This window comes from Shimia sp. FJ5, from assembly GCF_032918335.1.
GTDB classification, from domain to species: Bacteria; Pseudomonadota; Alphaproteobacteria; order Rhodobacterales; family Rhodobacteraceae; genus Shimia; species Shimia aestuarii_A.
Window position 1 is genome coordinate 230,222 of sequence record NZ_JAWJUV010000002.1, and the last position, 19,095, is coordinate 249,316.

Genomic DNA, 19,095 nt, shown 5'->3' on the forward strand with positions numbered 1-19,095 from the left:
TTAGTGATCCTCGGTCTGAAGGGAAGGCGCCGGGGCGCCGGTTGACCCGGCCGGAAGCCCGACGCGGGAGAGCGAAGACGCCACATCAGGCAGCGCCACGCGCTTGCCTGTCGAGGCGTCAAACAGGTGCAGATCCTGTGCGGCAAAGGCGAGAGGGATCTTGCTACCGACTGTGGGTGGATGCTGGCCGGGGACGCGCAGGATCAGCGGTGCAAGGCCAAGCCGCCCATGGACGAGCGCATCGGCACCGAGATATTCGATCCCCGTGACAGCGAGATGCAGGGGGCTATCTTCGGCGATGTGCAGCGCTTCGGGGCGCAGACCAGCGGTCAGTTCTCGATCCGCGCTGCGTTCAAGCGCAACGCCCGCCTCGCGGAGCTCTTCGGCAGGGAAGAGGTTCATCGGCGGTGTGCCGATAAAGCGCGCGGCAAAGGTCGTGGCGGGCTTTTCATAAAGATCATGCGGGGTCGCGACCTGTTCGACACGGCCCTCGTTCATCAGCACGACCTGATCGGCCATCGTGATTGCCTCGACCTGATCGTGGGTCACGTAGAGCATGGTGAACCCAAGTTCTTTCTGTAGGGCGCGCAGTTCGGTGCGCATGGTTTGGCGAAGCTTGGCGTCGAGATTGGAAAGCGGTTCGTCCATGAGGCAGACAGAGCGTTCCGCAATCACAGCGCGGCCAAGGGCGACGCGCTGTTGTTGGCCACCTGACAGCTGGGCAGGTTTGCGGCTCAGGTAGTCTTCGAGGCCAAGAAGCGCGGTCACGCGGGCCAGCCGATCTTGTCGTTCCCTGCGGGGGACGCGACGTGTCTTGAGGCCGAAGATGATATTCTCGGCCACGTCCAGATGCGGAAAGAGCGCGTAGGATTGGAACACCATCGAGAGATCGCGCTGGTCGGCGGGGGCGATGGTGACGTCTTTGCCACCGATGAGAACCTGTCCGCTGCTCGCGGTCTCAAGCCCGGCGACGATACGCAGCAGGGTCGATTTCCCACAGCCGGACGGCCCGAGAAGGGCGGTGAAACTCCCGGCGGGGATGGTGATATTGATGTCCGAGAGCGCCGTCGTCTTGTCCCAGCGCTTGGAGACCTTGGCGAGATGGATATCGCGTCCGGTTTCTGTTCCATGATGTGTCATTGCGTGGCCTCCGCGATCAGCACGTCGCGCCCCTTGGCGGTTAGGGCGTCAAGGATCGGGGCGGGCGGAGGCGCGTCGCAGATGACCGTATCCACGTCCGCGATATGGCCGCCGCGCACGTGGGCGGGGCGCCCAAATTTGCTCTGGTCGAGAAGGAGAACGGAGCGGCGGGCATTGCGTTTGATGGCAAGGCGGCTGGCGACTTCGCTCTCTGTGAAATCGAGGAGCGTTCCGTCCTCGGCAACGCCGGCGACGCCGAACAGGCCAAAATCAACCTGATACCGGTCGAAGAAAGATTCGGCCTCGGGGCCAAGGATATCGTGATCGCCAGGTCGCACTTGCCCGCTTGGGACCGAGACGGACCAGCCTTCGCGGTCGCAGACGCTCGTCGCGGTGTGCAGGTTGTTGGTCAGGAGCGTGATGTCGGAAAGGTCGGACAACTCGCGCACCGTGATCTCTGGCGTCGTGCCGATGGAGACGGCGAGGCTCTGTCCGCTTGAGATCAGGGCCCCAAAGCGGCGCGCGATGAGGAGTTTGGCGTTCAGGTTGAGAACCCGCCGGGACGTATAGACGAGATTGCCACCGCGGAGCGGTTCGACGCCGCCATGCACGCGGCGGAGTTTGCCCAGCTCGCATAGGAGATTGACGTCCCGCCGGATGGTCTGGGCTGAGACGTTGAAGTGTTTCGACAGGGTTTCAATCGAGCGATGTCCACGCGCTTGGACCTGCGCGAGGATGTCGCCTTGTCGTTCAGTCAGGAGAATGGCCGCTTCGTTCATACCGGTCGCCTCTGGAGTCTTGGCGAAGCTGTGCCGGGTATGTTGCGTTCATTTGAACCTTTGATGGCGTTCAGATGAAACCCGCAGGAGTCCTGACCTTGTTCAGGTGAAATCGAAAGGTGACGTCGAGGCGGCGCGATGCTGTGCTGTCGGGTTTCGTGTTTCTGTCATGAATCTTTTGCCAATCAGTCAAAAAGCACACCTAGAGCGGAGAGAGGTGTTCATTTGAAAGGCTCGTCGGACAATCCGCGATCCTTGGTTTCAAACGCACCAACCTTATTGGGGCAACGACCCCGTCCATCACCCGGCTTTGCGCGACGATTGCAGGGCCATGATCCTTTTCCCCGACAGGGGCCAACGTGAGCGGAGATCACGATGAAACGCGTAACACTTGCGGCGGCTGCCGCATCGCTGCTGTCCGGCGCAGCCTATGCCGAAACCGAAATCACCCTTTGGCACGCCATGGGCGGCGCGCTTGGGGACACCGTCAATGCGATTGCAGAGGATTTCAACGCATCGCAAGACGCCTATACCATCACCCCGGTCTTTAAGGGCACCTACGAAGAGACCCTGACCGCCGGCATCGCAGCCTTCCGCGCTGGCGAACAGCCGAACATTCTTCAGGTGTTCGACGCGGGCGCAGCGACCGTGATCGGCGCCAAGGGCGCGACCGTCCCGGTTCAGGATCTGCTTAGCGACAATGGCGCGGGCTTCGATATCGAGGACTACATCTCGGGCGTGCGTTATTTCTATGCCGATACTGAAGGCAAGATGATCGGTATGCCGTTCAATTCGTCCTCGCCGGTCATGTATTACAACGTCGACGCGCTTGAAGCGGCTGGTGTTACGCCGCCGAAGACCTGGGAAGAGTTCCAGTCGGTCACCGCACCGGCGCTGAAAGAAGCGGGTTATGTGGGCCTGTCGCAGTCGCACCTCCCGTGGATCTTCACCGAGAATTTCATGTCGCGTCACAACCTGCCGTTCGCCACGAACGACAATGGGTATGCAGGTGTCGAAGGCACCAAGATCCTCGTCAACAACGACGCGATCAAGGCGCATTGGACCGCTGTCACCGAATGGCAAGACCAAGGTTATTTTGAGTGGTTTGGCACCGGCTGGGGCGACAACCAGACTCCGTTCGAAGAAGGCAAAGTCGCAATCTGGCTCGGGTCTTCGGGCTCGTTTGGCGGGCTGTCCAAGAAAGACCTGCCGTTCGAGTTCTCCGCGACTTACCTCCCCTACTGGGAAGCCGTAACCAAAGAGCCGAAGCAGACCTTCATCGGCGGGGCATCGCTTTTCGCCATGGCGGGTAAATCGGCCGAGGAAAACAAGGCGACCGCCGCCTTCTTCGAATTCCTGACCAAGCCGGAGACTCAGTTCTTCTGGCACAAGGAAACCGGCTATGTCCCGATCACCGAAGCTGCTTATGAGCTTGCCAAGAAAGAAGGCCACTACGAAGCGATGCCTGCGGCCGAGATTGGCATCAAACAGCTTTCGCTTCCGGCTGGTGAGAACACCAAGGGCTACCGCATGGGCTTTTACGTGCAGATCCGCGACGTGATGAACCGTGAATACGGCCGCATCCTGACAGGTGAGACGGATGTCGAGACAGCATTCGCCAATATCGAGAAAGAGGCCAACGGTCTTCTCGAGCGCTTCGCCAAGACCCAGAAATAAAGATTAACTCCAAGAGCATTGGGGCGGCTGCGGGCAACCGTGGCCGTTCCTGACTTCAAGACAGGGGACGACATGAAACGCGCAGGTTTTGCTACGAGATGGCTGCCGATACTGCTTTTGCTGCCGCAGCTTATCATTATTGCGGTGTTTTTCTATTGGCCTGCGGCGCATGCGGTGCAGTCGTCATTCTACCTTCAGGATCCGTTTGGGTTCGGGTCGAGCTTTGTCGGGTTCGACAACTACACAGACCTTCTCGACAATAGCGAATACCGGCGGATTGCGTGGTTCACCGTCGTGTTCACCGTGCTTGTCACGTTCTTCTCGCTCGCGCTCGCACTGCTTCTTGCGGTGAAGGCGGACAAGGTGATCCGTGGAGCGAAGACCTATCGCACACTGCTCATGTGGGTCTATGCCGTGGCGCCGCCGGTGGCGGGGTTCATTGGTCTCATTATGTTCAACCAGAGTTGGGGGCCGCTTACGCGCCTGTTCGCCGAGATCGGCCACGATTTCACCCTTGGTGTGAACTATAACGACACGGCCTTTGCGATGGTGCTTGTCTCTGTCTGGAAACAGGTGCCGGTCAACTTCATCTTTTTCCTGTCGGGCCTGCAATCTATCCCGAAATCCGTGCGCGAAGCCGCGTTGATCGACAATCGGTCGGCATCGGGGCGGTTCTGGGACGTGACCTTTCCTCTCCTCGCGCCGACGGGGTTCTTTCTTCTTATCATCAATATCACCTACGCCCTTTTCGAAACCTTCGGCGTCATCGACACGCTTGTGAAAGGCGAGCCGGGGAACAATCCGATGACCCTTGTCTACAAGGTCTATGTCGATGGGTTCCGGGGCAATGACCTTGGCGGGTCGTCGGCCCAGTCAGTGATCCTGATGATCCTTGTCCTTGCCTTGACCGTGTTCCAGTTCCGCATGGTCGAGCGGCGCATCCACTATACCTGAGGTCTGACATGTCCGACGCAAATTCAGCGGCGATGGCAGCCGCGACACTCACCCAACCGGCCAAGCGGCGCCGGATCAAGGCCGCGACGCTTTTCGATCACGCGGTGCTCATCCTTGGGGCGCTCTTCATGATCGTACCGCTTGTCATGGTGTTTCAGATGACGACGGTTCCGGATGTCGAAATCATCAAGACGGGGCCGAGTTTCGTCATCGGGGATCAGCTTGACGAGAACTTTCGCAAGGCGATGTTCGAGGCGTCCGGGTTCTCGGGAGAGAACAGCGGCACGAATATGCTCGTCAATTCGTTCATCCTCGGGATCGGGTTTGCCGTTGGCAAGATAGTCATCGGCATGATGGCCGCCTATGCCATCGTCTATTTCCGCCTACGTTTTGCGACCTTGGCGTTTTGGATGATCTTCACCACGCTGCTCCTGCCGCTCGAGGTGCGTATCCTACCCTCCTATGAGGTCGTCCAGAGGCTCGGGATGCTCAACACCTACCAAGGGCTCATCATTCCGCTCATCGCGTCGGCAACGGCGACGTTCTTTTTCCGGCAATATTTCCGGTCAGTTCCGGAAGAGCTTGTCGAGGCGGCGCGGATCGACGGGGCGGGGCCGGTCAAGTTTTTCGTAGATATCCTCGTGCCGCTTTCCAAAACCATGATCGCGGCGATGTTCATCATCATGTTTGTGTATGGCTGGAACCAATATCTCTGGCCCACAATGATCACGACCGAGGAAGACATGTTCACCCTCGTGCGCGGGATCAAGCAGATCACGCAGGTCATGGAGGGTAATCGTATCCCCGAGTATGGCCGCGCCAACCTTCTGGCGATCATCGCGATCATCCCGCCGGTCTTTGTCGTCATTTTCTTCCAGAGTTGGTTCGTCAAGGGCCTGACGGAATCCGATAAGTAAGGAGAGTCTCATGGCTCAAGTGCATCTCAATGGCCTGAACAAGGTCTATCCCAACGGGTTCGAGGCGCTCAAACCCTCAAGCTTTCACATCGAGGACGGAGAGTTCGTTGTCCTCGTGGGGCCATCTGGCTGTGGCAAGTCGACGTTGCTTCGGATGGTGGCCGGTCTTGAGGAGATCACGGCGGGCGAATTGAAGATCGACGACCGCCTTGTGAACGATACGGACCCGGCGGACCGCGATATCGCCATGGTGTTTCAGAATTACGCGCTCTATCCGCATATGAGCGTGCGCAAGAACATCGCCTATGGGTTACAGAACCGAAAGGTGGGCAAGGCCGAGATCGCGCAGAAAGTCGCGGAGGCGGCAGCGATGCTCAACCTCGGGGATTACCTCGACCGCAAACCGTCGCAGCTCTCGGGCGGTCAGCGTCAGCGTGTTGCGATGGGGCGGGCGATCGTGCGTGACCCGGCGCTGTTCCTGTTTGATGAACCACTTTCGAACCTTGATGCCAAGCTGCGCAACCAGATGCGGATCGAGATCAAGGCATTGCAGCGCCGCCTTGGTGTCACGTCGATCTATGTCACCCACGACCAGGTTGAGGCGATGACCATGGCGGATCGGATCATCGTCATGAACGCCGGCCGGATCGAACAGATTGGCACCCCGGAAGACGTCTATCATCGTCCGGCCTCGACCTTTGTTGCGTCGTTCATGGGGGCGCCGCCGATGAATCTTTTGCCAGCCATGGCCAATAAAGGCGTTGTAGAGTTTGCCGGCACGGAGGTGCATCGCCATGAGGCCGTCGAGGGGCCTCTTGTGTTCGGTGTTCGACCCGAAGACATCATACCCGATGCGCTGGGCGAGATGCTTTTGCATGTCGATATTGTCGAGGAACTTGGTGCGCACCGCCTCTTGCATGGCAAGATCGGGGCGGAACAGGTGACGATGCATGTCGGCAAGGACACGGAGATCGCCAGCGGCCCCCTTCCTGTTTCCCTAAAGCCGGACGCAGTTTCGCTTTTTGACAGGGCGACCGGCACGAGACTTTAGCCCGTAGATTGGGTGTGGTCCCTTTACCCGCTGCGCCGCATTGCCCATAGTGCGCGGACCAAGGGACTGAAAAGGTGATAGGGTGATGCCTTCGGATGCGTCTTCTGACCTCGTGAGCGAGCAAGGCGCGGGAGGCGTTGTCCTAGGGCGATGGATCCTCGGCATCGCGATGCTATGCAATGCAGCGGCGATTGCCATCGTGAATTTCTGGATTTACCGGGCGCTCGCCGTCTATGCCCGGAATTTCCCGGAACGTATGGCGGTGCATCCGATCACCGTAAGTCGCGCGATCACGGATCCCGAAGTCTCAGACCCCTTTGCCGCCTGGATCACCTTCTCTGCGCTTATTCTTCCAATTGGCGTCGCGGTTGTCGCCTTGCTTCAGGCGCGCGTCAGCCAAACAGCAATTGGGCGCGGGCTTGCGTGGTCCATGGTGGTGTTTCAGCTCGGTTCTTCGGTTGGCATGGTGCTCTTGTCGCACTACCGGTTTCCCGATCACGACGAAATCCACATGGCGGGCAGCTTTCTCTTCTTCATCAGCCAGACAGCGATGATCCTGGCCTGCGGGCTAAGTGCGCGCCATGTTCTGCGTCACGGCGCAGGTCTTTCCGAGAGCCTTTTGCGCGGAAATCGGCTGCGCGTTCTTGGGGCGATCTGGGTCGCGTGCCTTGCGGCGGCCTACCTCTGTTTGTTCGTTGGGAAGGGCTATGTGTCAGGAAAGGTCTATACTGTGGTCTACAAGGTCTATACCTTGACCGAGCCGGCTCTGATCTCGTCCTTCCTTGCGGTGTTTGCGTTCTATTTCTTCGACCTGATCTATTACTTCCGGCGTGTGAATTCGAACGTCTGAAGGAATAGGAATGGACGATAGCGTCGATGTGGTCCTCACTTGGGTGGATGACAGCTGGCCGGGGTATATGGATGAGCTGATCCGGTTCCATGACGATCCCCGCGACCTCAATCCGAACCGCACCCGCGACAATCTTGGTCTTCTGCGCTATGGGCTGCGGTCGCTCGATATGTACCTCCCGAACCTGCGTCGGGTGTATCTACTTACGAAAAGACCGCAGGTGCCGTCTTGGCTCGATACGGATCGCGACGATGTCCGGGTCGTGCATCACGATGAGATCATCGCGCCAGAGTTCCTGCCCACGTTCAACTCATTCACGATTGTGAGCCATTTGCACTTGTTGCCGGGGCTTGGCGAGCGCGTCATCTATCTTGAAGACGACATGATGCTCGCATCGCCATTGGCCGGTGGATCCTGCTTTGATGCAGCGGGGCAACCATATTCATTTGTCGAGGCAGGCACGCTTCCGCGGCAGGCGGATGTCGACCCGGCGAAGGAAAGCCCGTGGAACCTTGCGCTTGCGCATACGGCAGAGGTTCTTGATCAACGGCATGGCGTACAAGCATGGCAAAGACTGCACCATGGACCGTTGCCGTTCTTTCGGGAGCAGTATGGTGAGGTGATGGAGCGCTATGCCGAGGAAATCGCGGCAACGCGCGCGGAAAGGTTCCGGTCGGGGGCCTGTGTCGCGCCGGAGGTTCTATTCACTCTCGACATGATGGCGCGCGGTCTGCAAGCCCCTGCCCCAGAGATGACGCCGCGCATGAAGGGCTATGCGTCACTCGAGAATATCTGGCTCGTGACGGCGGCGCAGTTGGCGTGGCTTCGGTGGCGCGGATCGCAGACACTTTGCCTCAACGACAGTTTTGGAGATGCGCCAAACCCGCGGGTAGAGCGGCTCGTGCTTGGATGGCTAGAGCGGTGTTTTCCAAAGAAATCCCGGTTTGAGCTTGCTTAGAGACTGAATTCTTTTTGGGTTCGACGCGGCGCACGGTGCGTTAGGAGGGTGTTTTTCTCGCTCGGTCATGGTCCACGGAACTTGACCATTTGCCGGAGGAAGCCCGCTGATGTCCGAAATGTCCCCGATCCTCGGATTGCCCTATCTGCAGCCGTCTCAGGCGCAAAAGCATGTGACCCATAATGAAGCACTGCAACTGCTTGACGTGGTGACGCAGCTTGTCGTGGAGGCCTTTCAGGCCGAAGTGCCGCCGAGTGTTGCCGAGCAAGGCGCGATCTATGCGCTGGGTGGATTGCCGACCGGCGCATGGGCCGGTCATCCCGGAACGCTGGCCATTTGGCGCGCTTCGGCATGGAGTTTCGTGATACCTGCCCCCGGCTGGCGCGCGTGGGGGAAGGCCGAGAGCGATCTGCGGGTCTGGGATGGCTCAGATTGGGCTGTTGTCGAGGCGGCGACGCAGGGTCTCGCCGGACTTGGGGTAAACACCCAGTCAGATGCGCAGAACCGTCTTGCGGTGCGCGCGGACGCAACGCTTTTGACCCATGAAGGGGCCGGGCATCAGGTCAAAGTCAACAAGGCGAGCGCGGGCGATACCGCGTCGCTCTTGTTTCAATCAAACTGGACCGGCTTTGCGGAGATGGGACTTGCGGGGTCTGAGGCGTTCTCGGTCAAGGTTTCACCAGATGGCCAGAGTTGGACCGAGGCGCTTACCTTTGACGGGGCGACGGGACACGTAGGCGGCACGGCAGTGCAAGCGAATTTGCTGGATGAGACGGACGGGCGCTTGATGCCTGTCGGGGCCTTTGGTTTGGGGGCTCAGACACCACCCGAGGCCGCCGATGTTGACGATCCCTCATTGCCGACGGGCCTCTATCGCACCGGTGTCGGAACCGCGCAAATGGGCGCCCTCCCGTCCGCGGAAGGCGTGCTGCTAGTGCAATCCTGGGATGCCACGGCGGTTCACCAGACCTGGACAAGCAATGCCTCAGGCGAGGTCTATAAGCGCGCACATGATGGAAGCGCCTGGACGGGATGGGATCGTCTCTTGGCGGGGGCGGATATTCTCGGGACCGTGGCGTATGCCGGAGGTGTTCCGACAGGGGCAATCCTCGAGCGCGGCTCGAACGGCAATGGAGAGTATGTGCGATTTGCCGACGGATCGCAGATTTGCCATGCGACTGTGGCGGTTGATGTGACGAGCACGGCTGCGCAGATGTTTGGCTTTGCAGCCGATTTCGTAGCAACGCCGTCGGTCTCGTTTGGACATAAGGCGGCTGACCCGAATGCGGCGCTTTTCTTTGCCAACATACAGTCTCTCAGCGGTCAGGCAGGTACGGATCAGCACTGGACCGTGCGACTTGCGGCGGCGGGGGTGTCCGCCGATCCAACGGACGATGCCGAGAAGCTTTGTCTGACGGCGATTGGGCGTTGGTTCTAGGGGTGGTTTAGCCCTTGGCGCCCTGCCCCCGTTTGTAAAGATCTTCGTAGCGAATGATGTCGTCTTCGCCGAGATATGTCCCTGTTTGCACTTCGATCAGGACCATCGGAACCTTGCCGGGGTTCTCCATGCGATGCACGGCGCCGAGCGGGATATAGACAGATTCGTTCTCGCTCACGAGTTGGGTGGTGTCGTCGATGGTGACGCGGGCGGTGCCTTCGACGACGATCCAATGCTCAGAGCGATGCATGTGGCTTTGTAGAGAAAGAGCAGCGCCCGGTTTGACGACGATACGTTTGACCTGAAAACGATCAGAGAGCGCGAGTGTCTCGAAATGTCCCCACGGGCGATGATCGCGAGCAAAGCTCTCTGCTTGTTTTGCGCCTTTGGCTTTGAGTGCGGCCACGGCCTTTTTGACGTCTTGCGCGCGCGACATGTCCGCGACGAGAACGGCGTCAGGCATTGCGACAACTAGTGTGTTCTCAAGGCCAATTCCCACGAGTTCGAGACTGTTGTCTTCTGATCGCAAGAGAGAGTCGTGACAATCGATTGCCGTGGCGGGGCCGGATGTGACCATCCCCTGCCCGTCTGGCTCAGTCTCTCGCATGACGGCTTCCCAGCTGCCAAGATCGGACCATCCACCCGCGAAAGGCACAACGGAAAGCGCGTCGGTCTTCTCCATAACCGCATAGTCGATAGAGATGTCTTCGACCCCGGACCAGCCTTCTGGATCGAGCCGCAAGAAGCCGAGGTCTGCTTCGGCAGCGTCTACCGCGGCCTTGACCGGTGCGATCAAGTCTGGCGCGTGGGCTTCAAAGGCACGCAAGATGTCGGTGACCGCGAACAGGAAAATCCCGGCGTTCCAAAGGTAGTTCCCCTTGGCGAGCATGTCTTGCGCAGTGCTTGCGTCTGGTTTCTCGACAAAGCGTGTCAGGGGAATGGCCACGCCGGATCCATCCGGCGTTTCGGAAAGGTCGAGATAGCCATACCCGGTTTCCGGGCGATCTGGCGTGATGCCGAAGGTGACGAGATGCCCCTTGTCGGCAACGACACGCAGGCCTTCGCGCACGGCCTCGTGGAAGCCAGCGACATCCGGAACCACGTGGTCGGAGGGTGCGACCAGCATGATTGCGTCAGGGTCGTGGCGCTGCAGGTAAAGCGCCGCAGCAAGGATCGCCGGAGCCGTGTTGCGCCCCTCGGGTTCTATAAGCACGGGGCCGGGATCAATTCCGACCTTGAGAAGCTGCTCGGTGACCACGAAACGAAAATCGGGGTTCGTCAGGACCAATGGCGCGGCAAAGAGCTCGCCACTCAGCCGTTCTGCACAGGATTGGAACAGGCTATGTTCACCGGTCAGCTTAGAGAACTGTTTGGGGAAACTCTTGCGGGAAAGCGGCCAGAGGCGGGTGCCAGAGCCCCCGCAGAGAATGACGGGTGTGATGCGGCGGTTCTGATCTGTCGACATGTATTAGTCCTGCCTCAAATACTACGGGCGTTCCTGCACGAAAGCGGGCATAGTTTCGCCCTTTCGCGTAGTTTCAAGGAAAGTCTCTGCTGTGTCCATCGCTTCGCGGATCGTGACGTCCATATCGAGATAGCGGTAGGTTCCAAGACGCCCGACAAATGTCACGCCTTCGCAGGCTTTCGCACGCTCGACATAGGTCTTGAGCGTGGTTTCCTTATCGACGAAGCGGATTGGGTAGTAGGGAATGTCGTCTGGCATGCAGGCACGGGAGAACTCGCGGTAGCAGACCGTTTTTTCGTGTTGCTCCCACGGGGCAAAATGTTTGTGCTCTGTGATCCGGGTATAGGGAACGGAGCGATCGCCGTAGTTCATCACTGCGCATCCCTGATAGTCATCTTCTGCGGTGAACCTCTCGAAGTCGAGGGTTCTGTAGCCAAGGCGACCATGTGCATAGCCGAAGTATCCATCAAGCGGCCCGGACCAGAAGACATGGTCATAGGACTCGGCCATATCGGGAAAGAACCATGTCTCGAGGGTCACATCGATCTTCTCGTGATCGAGAATGCGTTCAATCATCGCGGTGTAGCCCTCTTCCGGGATGCCTTGGAAGGCGTGGAAGAAGTAGTTGTCGTCGTAGTTGAAGCGAACAGGCAAGCGCTTCAGGATCGACGCGGGAAGTTCAGTCGGCGAGCAGCCCCACTGTTTCTCGGTGTAGCCCTTGAGAAATGCTTCGTAGAGATCTGGCCCGACGAACTTTAGGGCTTGCTCCTCGAAGGAGTGCGGCTCGTCGATGGAGTCATCACCAAGAGACGCGATAAATGCGCGTGCCTCATCAGGGCGCATGGTCTTGCCATAGAATTGGTTGATGGTGTGGAGATTGATCGGAAGCGAAAAGACCTGACCCTGCGAGGTTGTCTTGACCCGGTTCTTGTAGGGCATGAACTTGGCGAAGCGGTTGACGTAGTCCCAAACACCTTTGTCATCGGTGTGAAAGATGTGAGGGCCGTACACATGCACCATGACCCCCGTTTCGTCGTCCCGTTCGGTATGGCAGTTGCCGCCGATATGGTCGCGTCCATCGATGATGGTGATGTCGTGTCCGGCCTCTGCGAGGTGGCGGCCAATCACCGCCCCAGACAGGCCAGCGCCCACAAGCAATATTCTCACCGTGAACAACTCCCGAGTATAGAATCCGCGGTGTTGTATCTATAGGTGGCCCATCTCACAACCAACAATCCTTTGCGCCGTGCCAATGACCGGTCGCAGAGGCGCTGATGTTGGTCGCCCTACCCGAGATCGAAGAGGACATCGGATAGGGCGAAATCGTCCTCGCTCAACCCGGTCAGGGTCACGCGTCCACCGGTCCAGCTCAGCAGAAGCCCCTCCGGAGTTTCGCTGAGGACGAAATCACTCATGGGGCGGTCGGAAATCTCGATCCGCAGCAGGTCTTCGGATGGATCGAAGTCCGTGATCTCCCGGCGGCCGGACTCTCCGAGAAATACGAACTCGTCCGCGCCGCTTCCGCCGCTAAGGACATCTCCACCACCGCGGGATTCGATGGTGTCGTTGCCATCTCCGCCATCGACGGTATCACTGCCCTTGAAACCGGTTTGGATGTCATCAATCCAAAGATCGTCACCGTCCCCGAGTTTGGCGGTGTCACGACCGATCCCTCCCTCGACAGTATCGTTGCCGGATGCGCCGAAGAGACGATCCTTGCCTTGATCTCCGCGCAGCATGTCGTCTCCGTTTCCGCCAAAGATCTTGTCGCCGCCCTTGTTGCCAAACAGAAGATCGTTGTCGTCTCCGCCGTAGAGATGGTCTCGTCCCTTGGCACCCCTCAGGACGTCCATGCCGGATCCGCCGTAGATTGTATCGCCACCACCGCCACCCTTGAGTAGGTCGTTTCCGGCATCTCCGAAAAAGGTGTCCTTGCCGCCGCCACCTTCAATCGTGTCGTCTCCGGCTCCTGCTTCAACATAGTCCTGACCGTGAATCTTCGCTTGGGTAGAGTCTATGAAAAGGTCGTCACCGTCGCCCATGAACGCTCTGTCCTGCCCGTTGCCGCCGATCAACGTATCATTGCCTGCGCCGCCAATCAGTGTATCCGCGCCTGCGCCGCCAGAGAGGTGATCGTTGCCGACATCGCCCATCAGATGGTCGCGTCCGTCCAGCCCGTCGAGCGTATCATTGCCCCAAAGGCCGCTCAGGATATCGTTGGCGCCCGTGCCGATCCATTCGCGATCGACAACCATCGGGGGACGATCAGGGCCGGTGATGATCGTCTGGATGATTTCGGACCGCGATAGGCTACCACTTCCTTTGCGTATGATCTCTGTGGTCTCGCCGCGCCAATGGATCAGGGCGCCCGTTGCTGTGCTCTCGATATCGAGCGCATAGGGATCGTAGAGCATGGAGAAGGCGGAAAGGTCGATCCGGTCTTTGGATTTGTCGAAATCTACGATGACATCGACCGCGCCATCCTCGTCCAGAACGAAGATGTCATAACCGCCGCCGCCGTTTAGCGTGTCTTGTCCTGCGCCATCCACAAGCGTGTCGTGCCCGTCGTAGCCGAAGATAGCGTCATTGCCACTGCCTCCGCTGATGAGGTCATCATCCCCGCTTCCCGCAAGTTCGGCATCGAGCGTTCCTCCTTGCAGAGTCAGGCCCTGATCCACCACGGAAAAGGAAAATTGGGTCAAGCCGGGCGTCGTGGAGGTCGCGGCGAGCACTTGCACCTCGTCGCCGACCTGAGTCGCCACAAGCGCAGATAGGTTTTCAAGCGGTGCATCTTCGCTATGGGCAAAGCTATCGAGATGTAGAAGCCGTCCGTTCGGTAGAAGCATGAAAAGCGTCAGACCATCATCTCCGCCGCCAGCAAGGATATAGGTTCGATCCCCGGCGTTGACCGTTGTCAGGGACTGAACCTGGCCAAAGCGCGTCGAAAGCGTATCCAGTAGGTGGTCCGTTGCGATCAGTGAGCCATCCGCACCAATACGCATAACGCTAATGGCGCCTGCGCCGAACTCGGGCGCGGAAGACGCCGTGATGGCGAATGTGTTTCCATAGGCCGACAGCGTCTCAAGCCCAACAATTTCGGGTAGGAGCCCAAGCCCATCCTCGACACCGAGGCTATCGAGAAGTTTGACTTCCCCCGTTTCGGTGTCGAGGCAATAGCTCGTGATACCGCCTTCGCCACGGCTTGCGGCGAGAACAATACGCCCGGCCGCCGTGGTTTCCCCGGCAAGGCACACCACATCGGTCAGGTGGCTGTCATCTGTGTCTTGTAGCGTAGCCGTCTTGGCAAACTGTCCGGGACCCGTCTGGCTATAGACGCCGATTCCGTCGCTGCCATGCTCTGCCATGAAGACAAAACCTGTGGTGCTGTCGTGGAGGGCAGACACCTCGCCATTGGACCCAAGGCCCGGGATCTCGATCAGATCCCCGAAAGTCCCGTCCGAGTTCATGACGTAGCCAAAGGAACCCTCCGCGTTGCTACCGATGACGAGGATGTCCTGACCATCCTGCGAGAGGATTGAGATCTCTCCAGTAAGATTGAGCGCGCCGTCTGGGAGAAAAGCCGTTGTCTCGAGCGTCTGGGCCCCCTGCCCGGTCTCGAGAGAATAGCTCACAAGGCCACCATTGATGCCGGTGGTCGAGATGACCATGGGCCCGTTCTCGGTCTGCACCACATGCAAATCACGAATATCCGCCGACAGCGATTCATCCGGCGTATCGACGCCTTGTACGATTTGGAGTTTCGTCATCACCTACACCCTCACTACCCCCGAAAGGATGCGTCGTGCACCGGTAGGTTTTGCGGGTCAGGATTGCGGCGAAATCGGGGAGGTTCCCTCGGATAAGAGCCGAATTTTCAGAAAATGAACCGTGTTAGCGCGCCATGTGTTCTTCGTGCACGGCGATGGCGCGTTCCAGATCATGAAAGAACTCAATCTTACCATTCTCAAGCACGATCCCAGCATCACAGAACTGGCGCACTTGGCTCATGTCATGCGAGACCATGATGGCACTGCTGGTCTTCATGCGTTCGCGAAAGACGGCGCGGCTCTTGCGTTTGAATTGTGCGTCGCCAACGGCAGTGACCTCATCGACGAGATAGGTATCAAAATGGATCCCCATCGAAGCACCGAAGGCAAGTCGCGAGCGCATTCCGGACGAATAGCTGCGGACAGGCATATGGAAATGCTGACCAAGGTCGGCAAAGTCTTCGACGAAAGCAATCAGGCTATCGGTATCAACGCCATAGATGCGCGCGATGAAACGTACATTCTGGGCGCCGGTGAGTTCGCGGTGAAACGATCCACCAAAGCCGACGGGCCAAGAGAGTGTGCCGGCGCTGATCACCCGTCCGGAATCCGGCGGCATCAATCCCCCGATCATTTGCAAGAGCGTCGATTTCCCCGCTCCATTGCGCCCGAGAAGCGCTAGCGACATGCCACTTGGAAGCTCGGCGGAAAGATCGTCAATCACGACCTTTCGAGTTCCGTCGACCCAGTAGCTCTTGCTGAGGTTCTCGAAGCGGATCATTCCGACGGTCCCCGTGCCTATCTGCGGTCGCGCAGACTGTAGTAGACAAGCGCGCCCATGCCCCAGAGCATTGTGAGCAGAACGGCGGCGAGACCAGAGATGACAAAGCGGCGCGGATACTCCGATGATTGCGACCGCGTCGGTGTGACGTATGTCGCGAGATAGCGGCTTTGGCGGAGGGCGTTCGATTTAGCCACGTCGAAAGCAGTTAGCGCAGCGCGATAGGCTTGTTCGGCGAACTCGAGGTCAACCGTCAGGCTTTCATACTCGGCGATGAGTGTCGGATAGTCTTCTCCAAGCGAGCCGATCTCGTTCTCAGCGGTGGCAAAGGTCTTGCGTTCATGGGCAATCCGCGACCGGATCACTTCTATCTTCTGACGGGTTTGGACGAGACGGGGATCGTTCTCTGTCGTCGTCTGTTGCAGGATATCGGCCTCGACAAGGGCCTCGGCGAGCTGCTGTTGCAGGTTCTGTAGAACACCAAGGCGCGTTTCGATATCCGTCTGCGGGTCAACGATCTGAGTTCGGGTGCGATACCGGGTGAGCGTCTCGCGTGCGTCCTTGATCCGCTGCACTGCCTGTTTGAGATCGGTCTCGGCATAGCGCATCGCGTCTTCGCGGGCCGTCTCATTCAGGGTGTTGATCATCGCCTGGCTCTCGTTGACGATCTCTTGCGCAACACTCTGAGCTTCGATCGGATCAAACCCGAGGACTTCAAGATTGATCAGCCCGCTCGACCCGTCATAGGAGATGCGCACAACGCGTTCCCAATAAGCATGCAGGTCTTCGATGGTGGCATTCGGTCCCAGCGCGAAGATAGGATCGCTTCCCCAATGAGCGGCATACATAGTGCGTAGGTCGAGCTTGTCGTCAATCCTTTGAACAATGTCCTGGCTTTGGATGTATTCGTATAGAATGTCGGCATCTGTCTGCGTCGAGACCTTTGCAAAGCTTGCCAGCCCGCCAAGCAAGTCGGTTGCGCCGCTTGTTTCCTCGGAGCGCACGGTGAAGCCGGTATGAGAACTATATTGATCGTCGGCGATGACCCAAAGGTAGAACATCGTCACCAAGACCGGGAACACGACGCAGGCGGCAAAGCTTGCAGCGATCCCCCAATGGCGTTTGCGCATGGAGGCCACCACGGCGATCGGGCGCACTTCGACCTTCACAGCCTGACGTAGCCGCTTGCGTGCACCGCCTTTTCGTTTCTTGGCGGGGCTGGGCGCGCTGACACTGGTCCTGACTCTGCCAGATTTGAAGGCGGCAGTCTGGTCTGGGCCCCGCGAGGCTCTCTCGCGGCCATCGCGCGGTGCGTTGGAGCGGGTGCCGTTTGTGTTCTTGTCTGGCAAGGGGGTGTCCCGTTGTGAACTGGTTTGCCTCGGTCTGAGACTTTCTACATACTCTGGCACAGAAACACTAGCACGGGATAAATGCGCCCGAATGATCTCTCCTGCGTTGCAACCGAAGAAACCGACGCAAAAGCGCTTCACGGCCGTCAGGGTGATTGCGGCCTTGATCCTGCGCGAAATGGCGACACGCTATGGGCGGTCTCCCGGAGGATATGTCTGGGCCTTCCTCGAGCCGCTCGGTGGGATCATCATCCTTAGCTATGCCTTCTCGCTGCTGCTTCGCACGCCTTCGCTCGGGACGAGTTTTCTCTTGTTCTTTGCAGCGGCTTATCTCCCGCTTCAGGCCTATTCGAATGTCGCGGGGGCAACTCAGCACGCCCTGTCCTACTCCAAGGCGCTCCTCCGGTATCCTGTTGTCTCATGGATCGACGCCATCCTTGCGCGGTTCTTGCTCAACGGTTTGACAAGTTCCCTTGTGACTTATGTCCTTCTGACGGGGATCCTCGCGTTCTCAGAGACACGGAGCGTTCTTGATTTTGTGCCGCTGTTTCAGGCGGTGGGGCTCGCTCTGTTGGTTGGGCTTGGGGTCGGTACGTTCAATAGTGTGATTGAGGGGTTTTTTCCGATCTACCAAAGGATTTGGCAGATCATCAGTCGACCGTTGTTCCTCGCCTCAGGCCTGTTCTACATCTACGAAGAGCTGCCGAAGCTCGCGCAGGATATCCTCTGGTTCAATCCGCTCATGCATATCAGTGGACTGATGCGGACCGGCGTGTTCACGACTTACCACCCCGAGTATATAAGCAAGATCTATGTCCTTGTATTTGGATTATTTTTTGCGTTCTTCGGGTTCTTGCTTTTGCGCCGTTTCCACAGGGATATACTTACGCGGTAAAGCGGCCCTCGGATCGGGCGACCACTTCCGAATGCGGCCGGTTTAGATCGGATGCAAGGCCGTCGCGGATCGCACAGCGCAACAATCCGAGGAATTCGCGCCGGTTGCCCGGATAGTGGAGGGTCTTCGCGATCCAGCGAGGCAGTATGATCATCAGCACGGGCCAGAACCAAACACCGGCAGCGGCGCGATAGACCACGAGTAGATTGCGGTGGTAGTAGTATGTTTTCCACAAGGGGCGCAGTCGTTTCTCGCCGACGCCCTTGGTGCGGTGATCGTGCTCGAACCGGAGCGCAGGATCAAAAAGGATCGTCCCACCCGCCATGCGAAGGGTCAATGTATAGAGGATATCGTCTCCGTAGATGAAGAGATCTCCGCGAGGGTATCCCGCCATCTCAACGGCGCGCCGGGAGACAAAAAGGCCGACGAATGAGGCGCCATCGACCTCTTGCGGAGAGCGGGATTGATAGTCCGACGCATTCAGGTGAAACCCTTCGCGCCCACCACCCAACAGAGTCCTGAAGAAATTCCCCATGTGCCAGAACGGGTTACGCGAGGGGCGATTGATGTCGCAGATGGTGCCGTCAGGGAAATAGACGGCGGTGGCGACGGATTGGTGTGGGGGGGGGGATTGGTGGAAGGCTTTGAGCGTGTCGGGATAGGGGCGGCCATCGTCGTCGGTCAGCAAGAGCCAATCGGGGCTGAACGTCTCCATGGCGAAGCGCATTCCGGCCTCAAAACCGCCCGCGCCACCGATGTTATTCGCGATACGCAGATTGCACAGACGCGGATCGGCGTGATCTGAAAGCCAGGCTTGGGTGCCATCCTCGCTCGCGTTGTCGACGACCAGAACCTTATAAATAAGGTGTTCCGGGCTTTCCAGGAGGCGTTCGACACATGCCTTGAGATGGGAGAGGCGGTTGTGGGTTACGACGACGGCAACCAGACGGCCTGCGTTCTTCTTTTGCTCCAAGCGGTCCTCTTGCCTGTGTCGTAGGTTTCGCCTGACTGCGCATAAAACGATGTGCAAGTCAAATGTGGAACCCGGTTTGTGCGTCCCGAAAGGGTCGAAAA

The 19,095-nt window shown here is 58.6% G+C and carries 16 protein-coding genes; 8 read left to right on the forward strand and 8 right to left on the reverse strand.

What is annotated here, in order from left to right:
- Together R1W01_RS07670 and R1W01_RS07675 are read right to left on the reverse strand one after the other, a co-directional pair.
- A complete protein-coding gene (locus R1W01_RS07670; RefSeq protein WP_297754611.1) occupies positions 1-1,140 on the reverse strand; it encodes an ABC transporter ATP-binding protein in 1,140 nt (379 codons plus the stop codon).
- On the reverse strand, positions 1,137-1,919 hold the full coding sequence (locus tag R1W01_RS07675; RefSeq protein WP_297754608.1) for a DeoR/GlpR family DNA-binding transcription regulator: 783 nt from the start codon (positions 1,917-1,919) through the stop codon (positions 1,137-1,139). The genes R1W01_RS07670 and R1W01_RS07675 overlap by 4 nt, the downstream gene beginning before the upstream one ends.
- A gap of 375 nt (positions 1,920-2,294) precedes the next feature.
- On the opposite strand from R1W01_RS07675, the gene R1W01_RS07680 reads away from it, so the two are divergent.
- From R1W01_RS07680 to R1W01_RS07710, 7 genes are all read left to right on the forward strand, one after another.
- Complete coding sequence (locus tag R1W01_RS07680; RefSeq protein WP_297754606.1) at positions 2,295-3,596, forward strand: extracellular solute-binding protein; 1,302 nt, start codon at positions 2,295-2,297, stop codon at positions 3,594-3,596.
- A gap of 72 nt (positions 3,597-3,668) precedes the next feature.
- On the forward strand, positions 3,669-4,550 hold the full coding sequence (locus tag R1W01_RS07685) for an ABC transporter permease subunit (protein WP_297754603.1): 882 nt from the start codon (positions 3,669-3,671) through the stop codon (positions 4,548-4,550).
- A gap of 8 nt (positions 4,551-4,558) precedes the next feature.
- A complete protein-coding gene (ugpE, locus tag R1W01_RS07690) occupies positions 4,559-5,467 on the forward strand; it encodes a sn-glycerol-3-phosphate ABC transporter permease UgpE (protein ID WP_411028153.1) in 909 nt (302 codons plus the stop codon).
- Between the two features lie 10 nt (positions 5,468-5,477).
- Positions 5,478-6,518, forward strand: coding sequence for an ABC transporter ATP-binding protein (locus tag R1W01_RS07695; RefSeq protein WP_297754600.1), 1,041 nt, complete (start codon positions 5,478-5,480; stop codon positions 6,516-6,518).
- Positions 6,519-6,603: 85 nt separating this feature from the next.
- On the forward strand, positions 6,604-7,368 hold the full coding sequence (locus R1W01_RS07700; protein ID WP_297754597.1) for a hypothetical protein: 765 nt from the start codon (positions 6,604-6,606) through the stop codon (positions 7,366-7,368).
- 10 nt (positions 7,369-7,378) lie between these two features.
- The gene (locus R1W01_RS07705; RefSeq protein ID WP_297754594.1) at positions 7,379-8,326 is read left to right on the forward strand and encodes a hypothetical protein; all 948 of its coding nucleotides are present in this window, start codon (positions 7,379-7,381) and stop codon (positions 8,324-8,326) included.
- A gap of 109 nt (positions 8,327-8,435) precedes the next feature.
- Positions 8,436-9,764, forward strand: coding sequence for a DUF2793 domain-containing protein (locus R1W01_RS07710; protein WP_297754591.1), 1,329 nt, complete (start codon positions 8,436-8,438; stop codon positions 9,762-9,764).
- 7 nt (positions 9,765-9,771) lie between these two features.
- On the opposite strand, the gene R1W01_RS07715 is transcribed toward R1W01_RS07710, so the two are convergent.
- From R1W01_RS07715 to R1W01_RS07735, 5 genes are all read right to left on the reverse strand, one after another.
- Positions 9,772-11,229, reverse strand: a complete 1,458-nt coding sequence (locus R1W01_RS07715; protein WP_297754588.1) for a mannose-1-phosphate guanylyltransferase/mannose-6-phosphate isomerase — start codon at positions 11,227-11,229, stop codon at positions 9,772-9,774.
- A gap of 21 nt (positions 11,230-11,250) precedes the next feature.
- The gene (glf, locus tag R1W01_RS07720) at positions 11,251-12,396 is read right to left on the reverse strand and encodes a UDP-galactopyranose mutase (protein ID WP_297754585.1); all 1,146 of its coding nucleotides are present in this window, start codon (positions 12,394-12,396) and stop codon (positions 11,251-11,253) included.
- A gap of 119 nt (positions 12,397-12,515) precedes the next feature.
- A complete protein-coding gene (locus R1W01_RS07725) occupies positions 12,516-14,996 on the reverse strand; it encodes a calcium-binding protein (protein WP_297754582.1) in 2,481 nt (826 codons plus the stop codon).
- A 124-nt stretch (positions 14,997-15,120) separates the two neighbouring features.
- On the reverse strand, positions 15,121-15,777 hold the full coding sequence (locus R1W01_RS07730) for an ABC transporter ATP-binding protein (protein ID WP_243611659.1): 657 nt from the start codon (positions 15,775-15,777) through the stop codon (positions 15,121-15,123).
- 17 nt (positions 15,778-15,794) lie between these two features.
- Positions 15,795-17,126: a sugar transporter gene (locus R1W01_RS07735; protein WP_243611660.1), complete on the reverse strand. Its 1,332-nt coding sequence runs from the start codon at positions 17,124-17,126 to the stop codon at positions 15,795-15,797.
- Positions 17,127-17,217: 91 nt separating this feature from the next.
- Here R1W01_RS07735 and R1W01_RS07740 point away from each other — a divergent pair, with 91 nt between their 5' ends.
- Positions 17,218-18,021: an ABC transporter permease gene (locus R1W01_RS07740; protein WP_297754577.1), complete on the forward strand. Its 804-nt coding sequence runs from the start codon at positions 17,218-17,220 to the stop codon at positions 18,019-18,021.
- Here the strand turns inward: R1W01_RS07740 and R1W01_RS07745 are convergent.
- Positions 18,011-18,994 carry a glycosyltransferase gene (locus R1W01_RS07745; RefSeq protein ID WP_297754575.1) on the reverse strand — a complete coding sequence of 328 codons (984 nt, stop codon included), beginning with the start codon at positions 18,992-18,994 and terminating at the stop codon, positions 18,011-18,013. The two genes, R1W01_RS07740 and R1W01_RS07745, sit on opposite strands and share 11 nt — an antisense overlap.
- Positions 18,995-19,095: the final 101 nt, after the last annotated feature.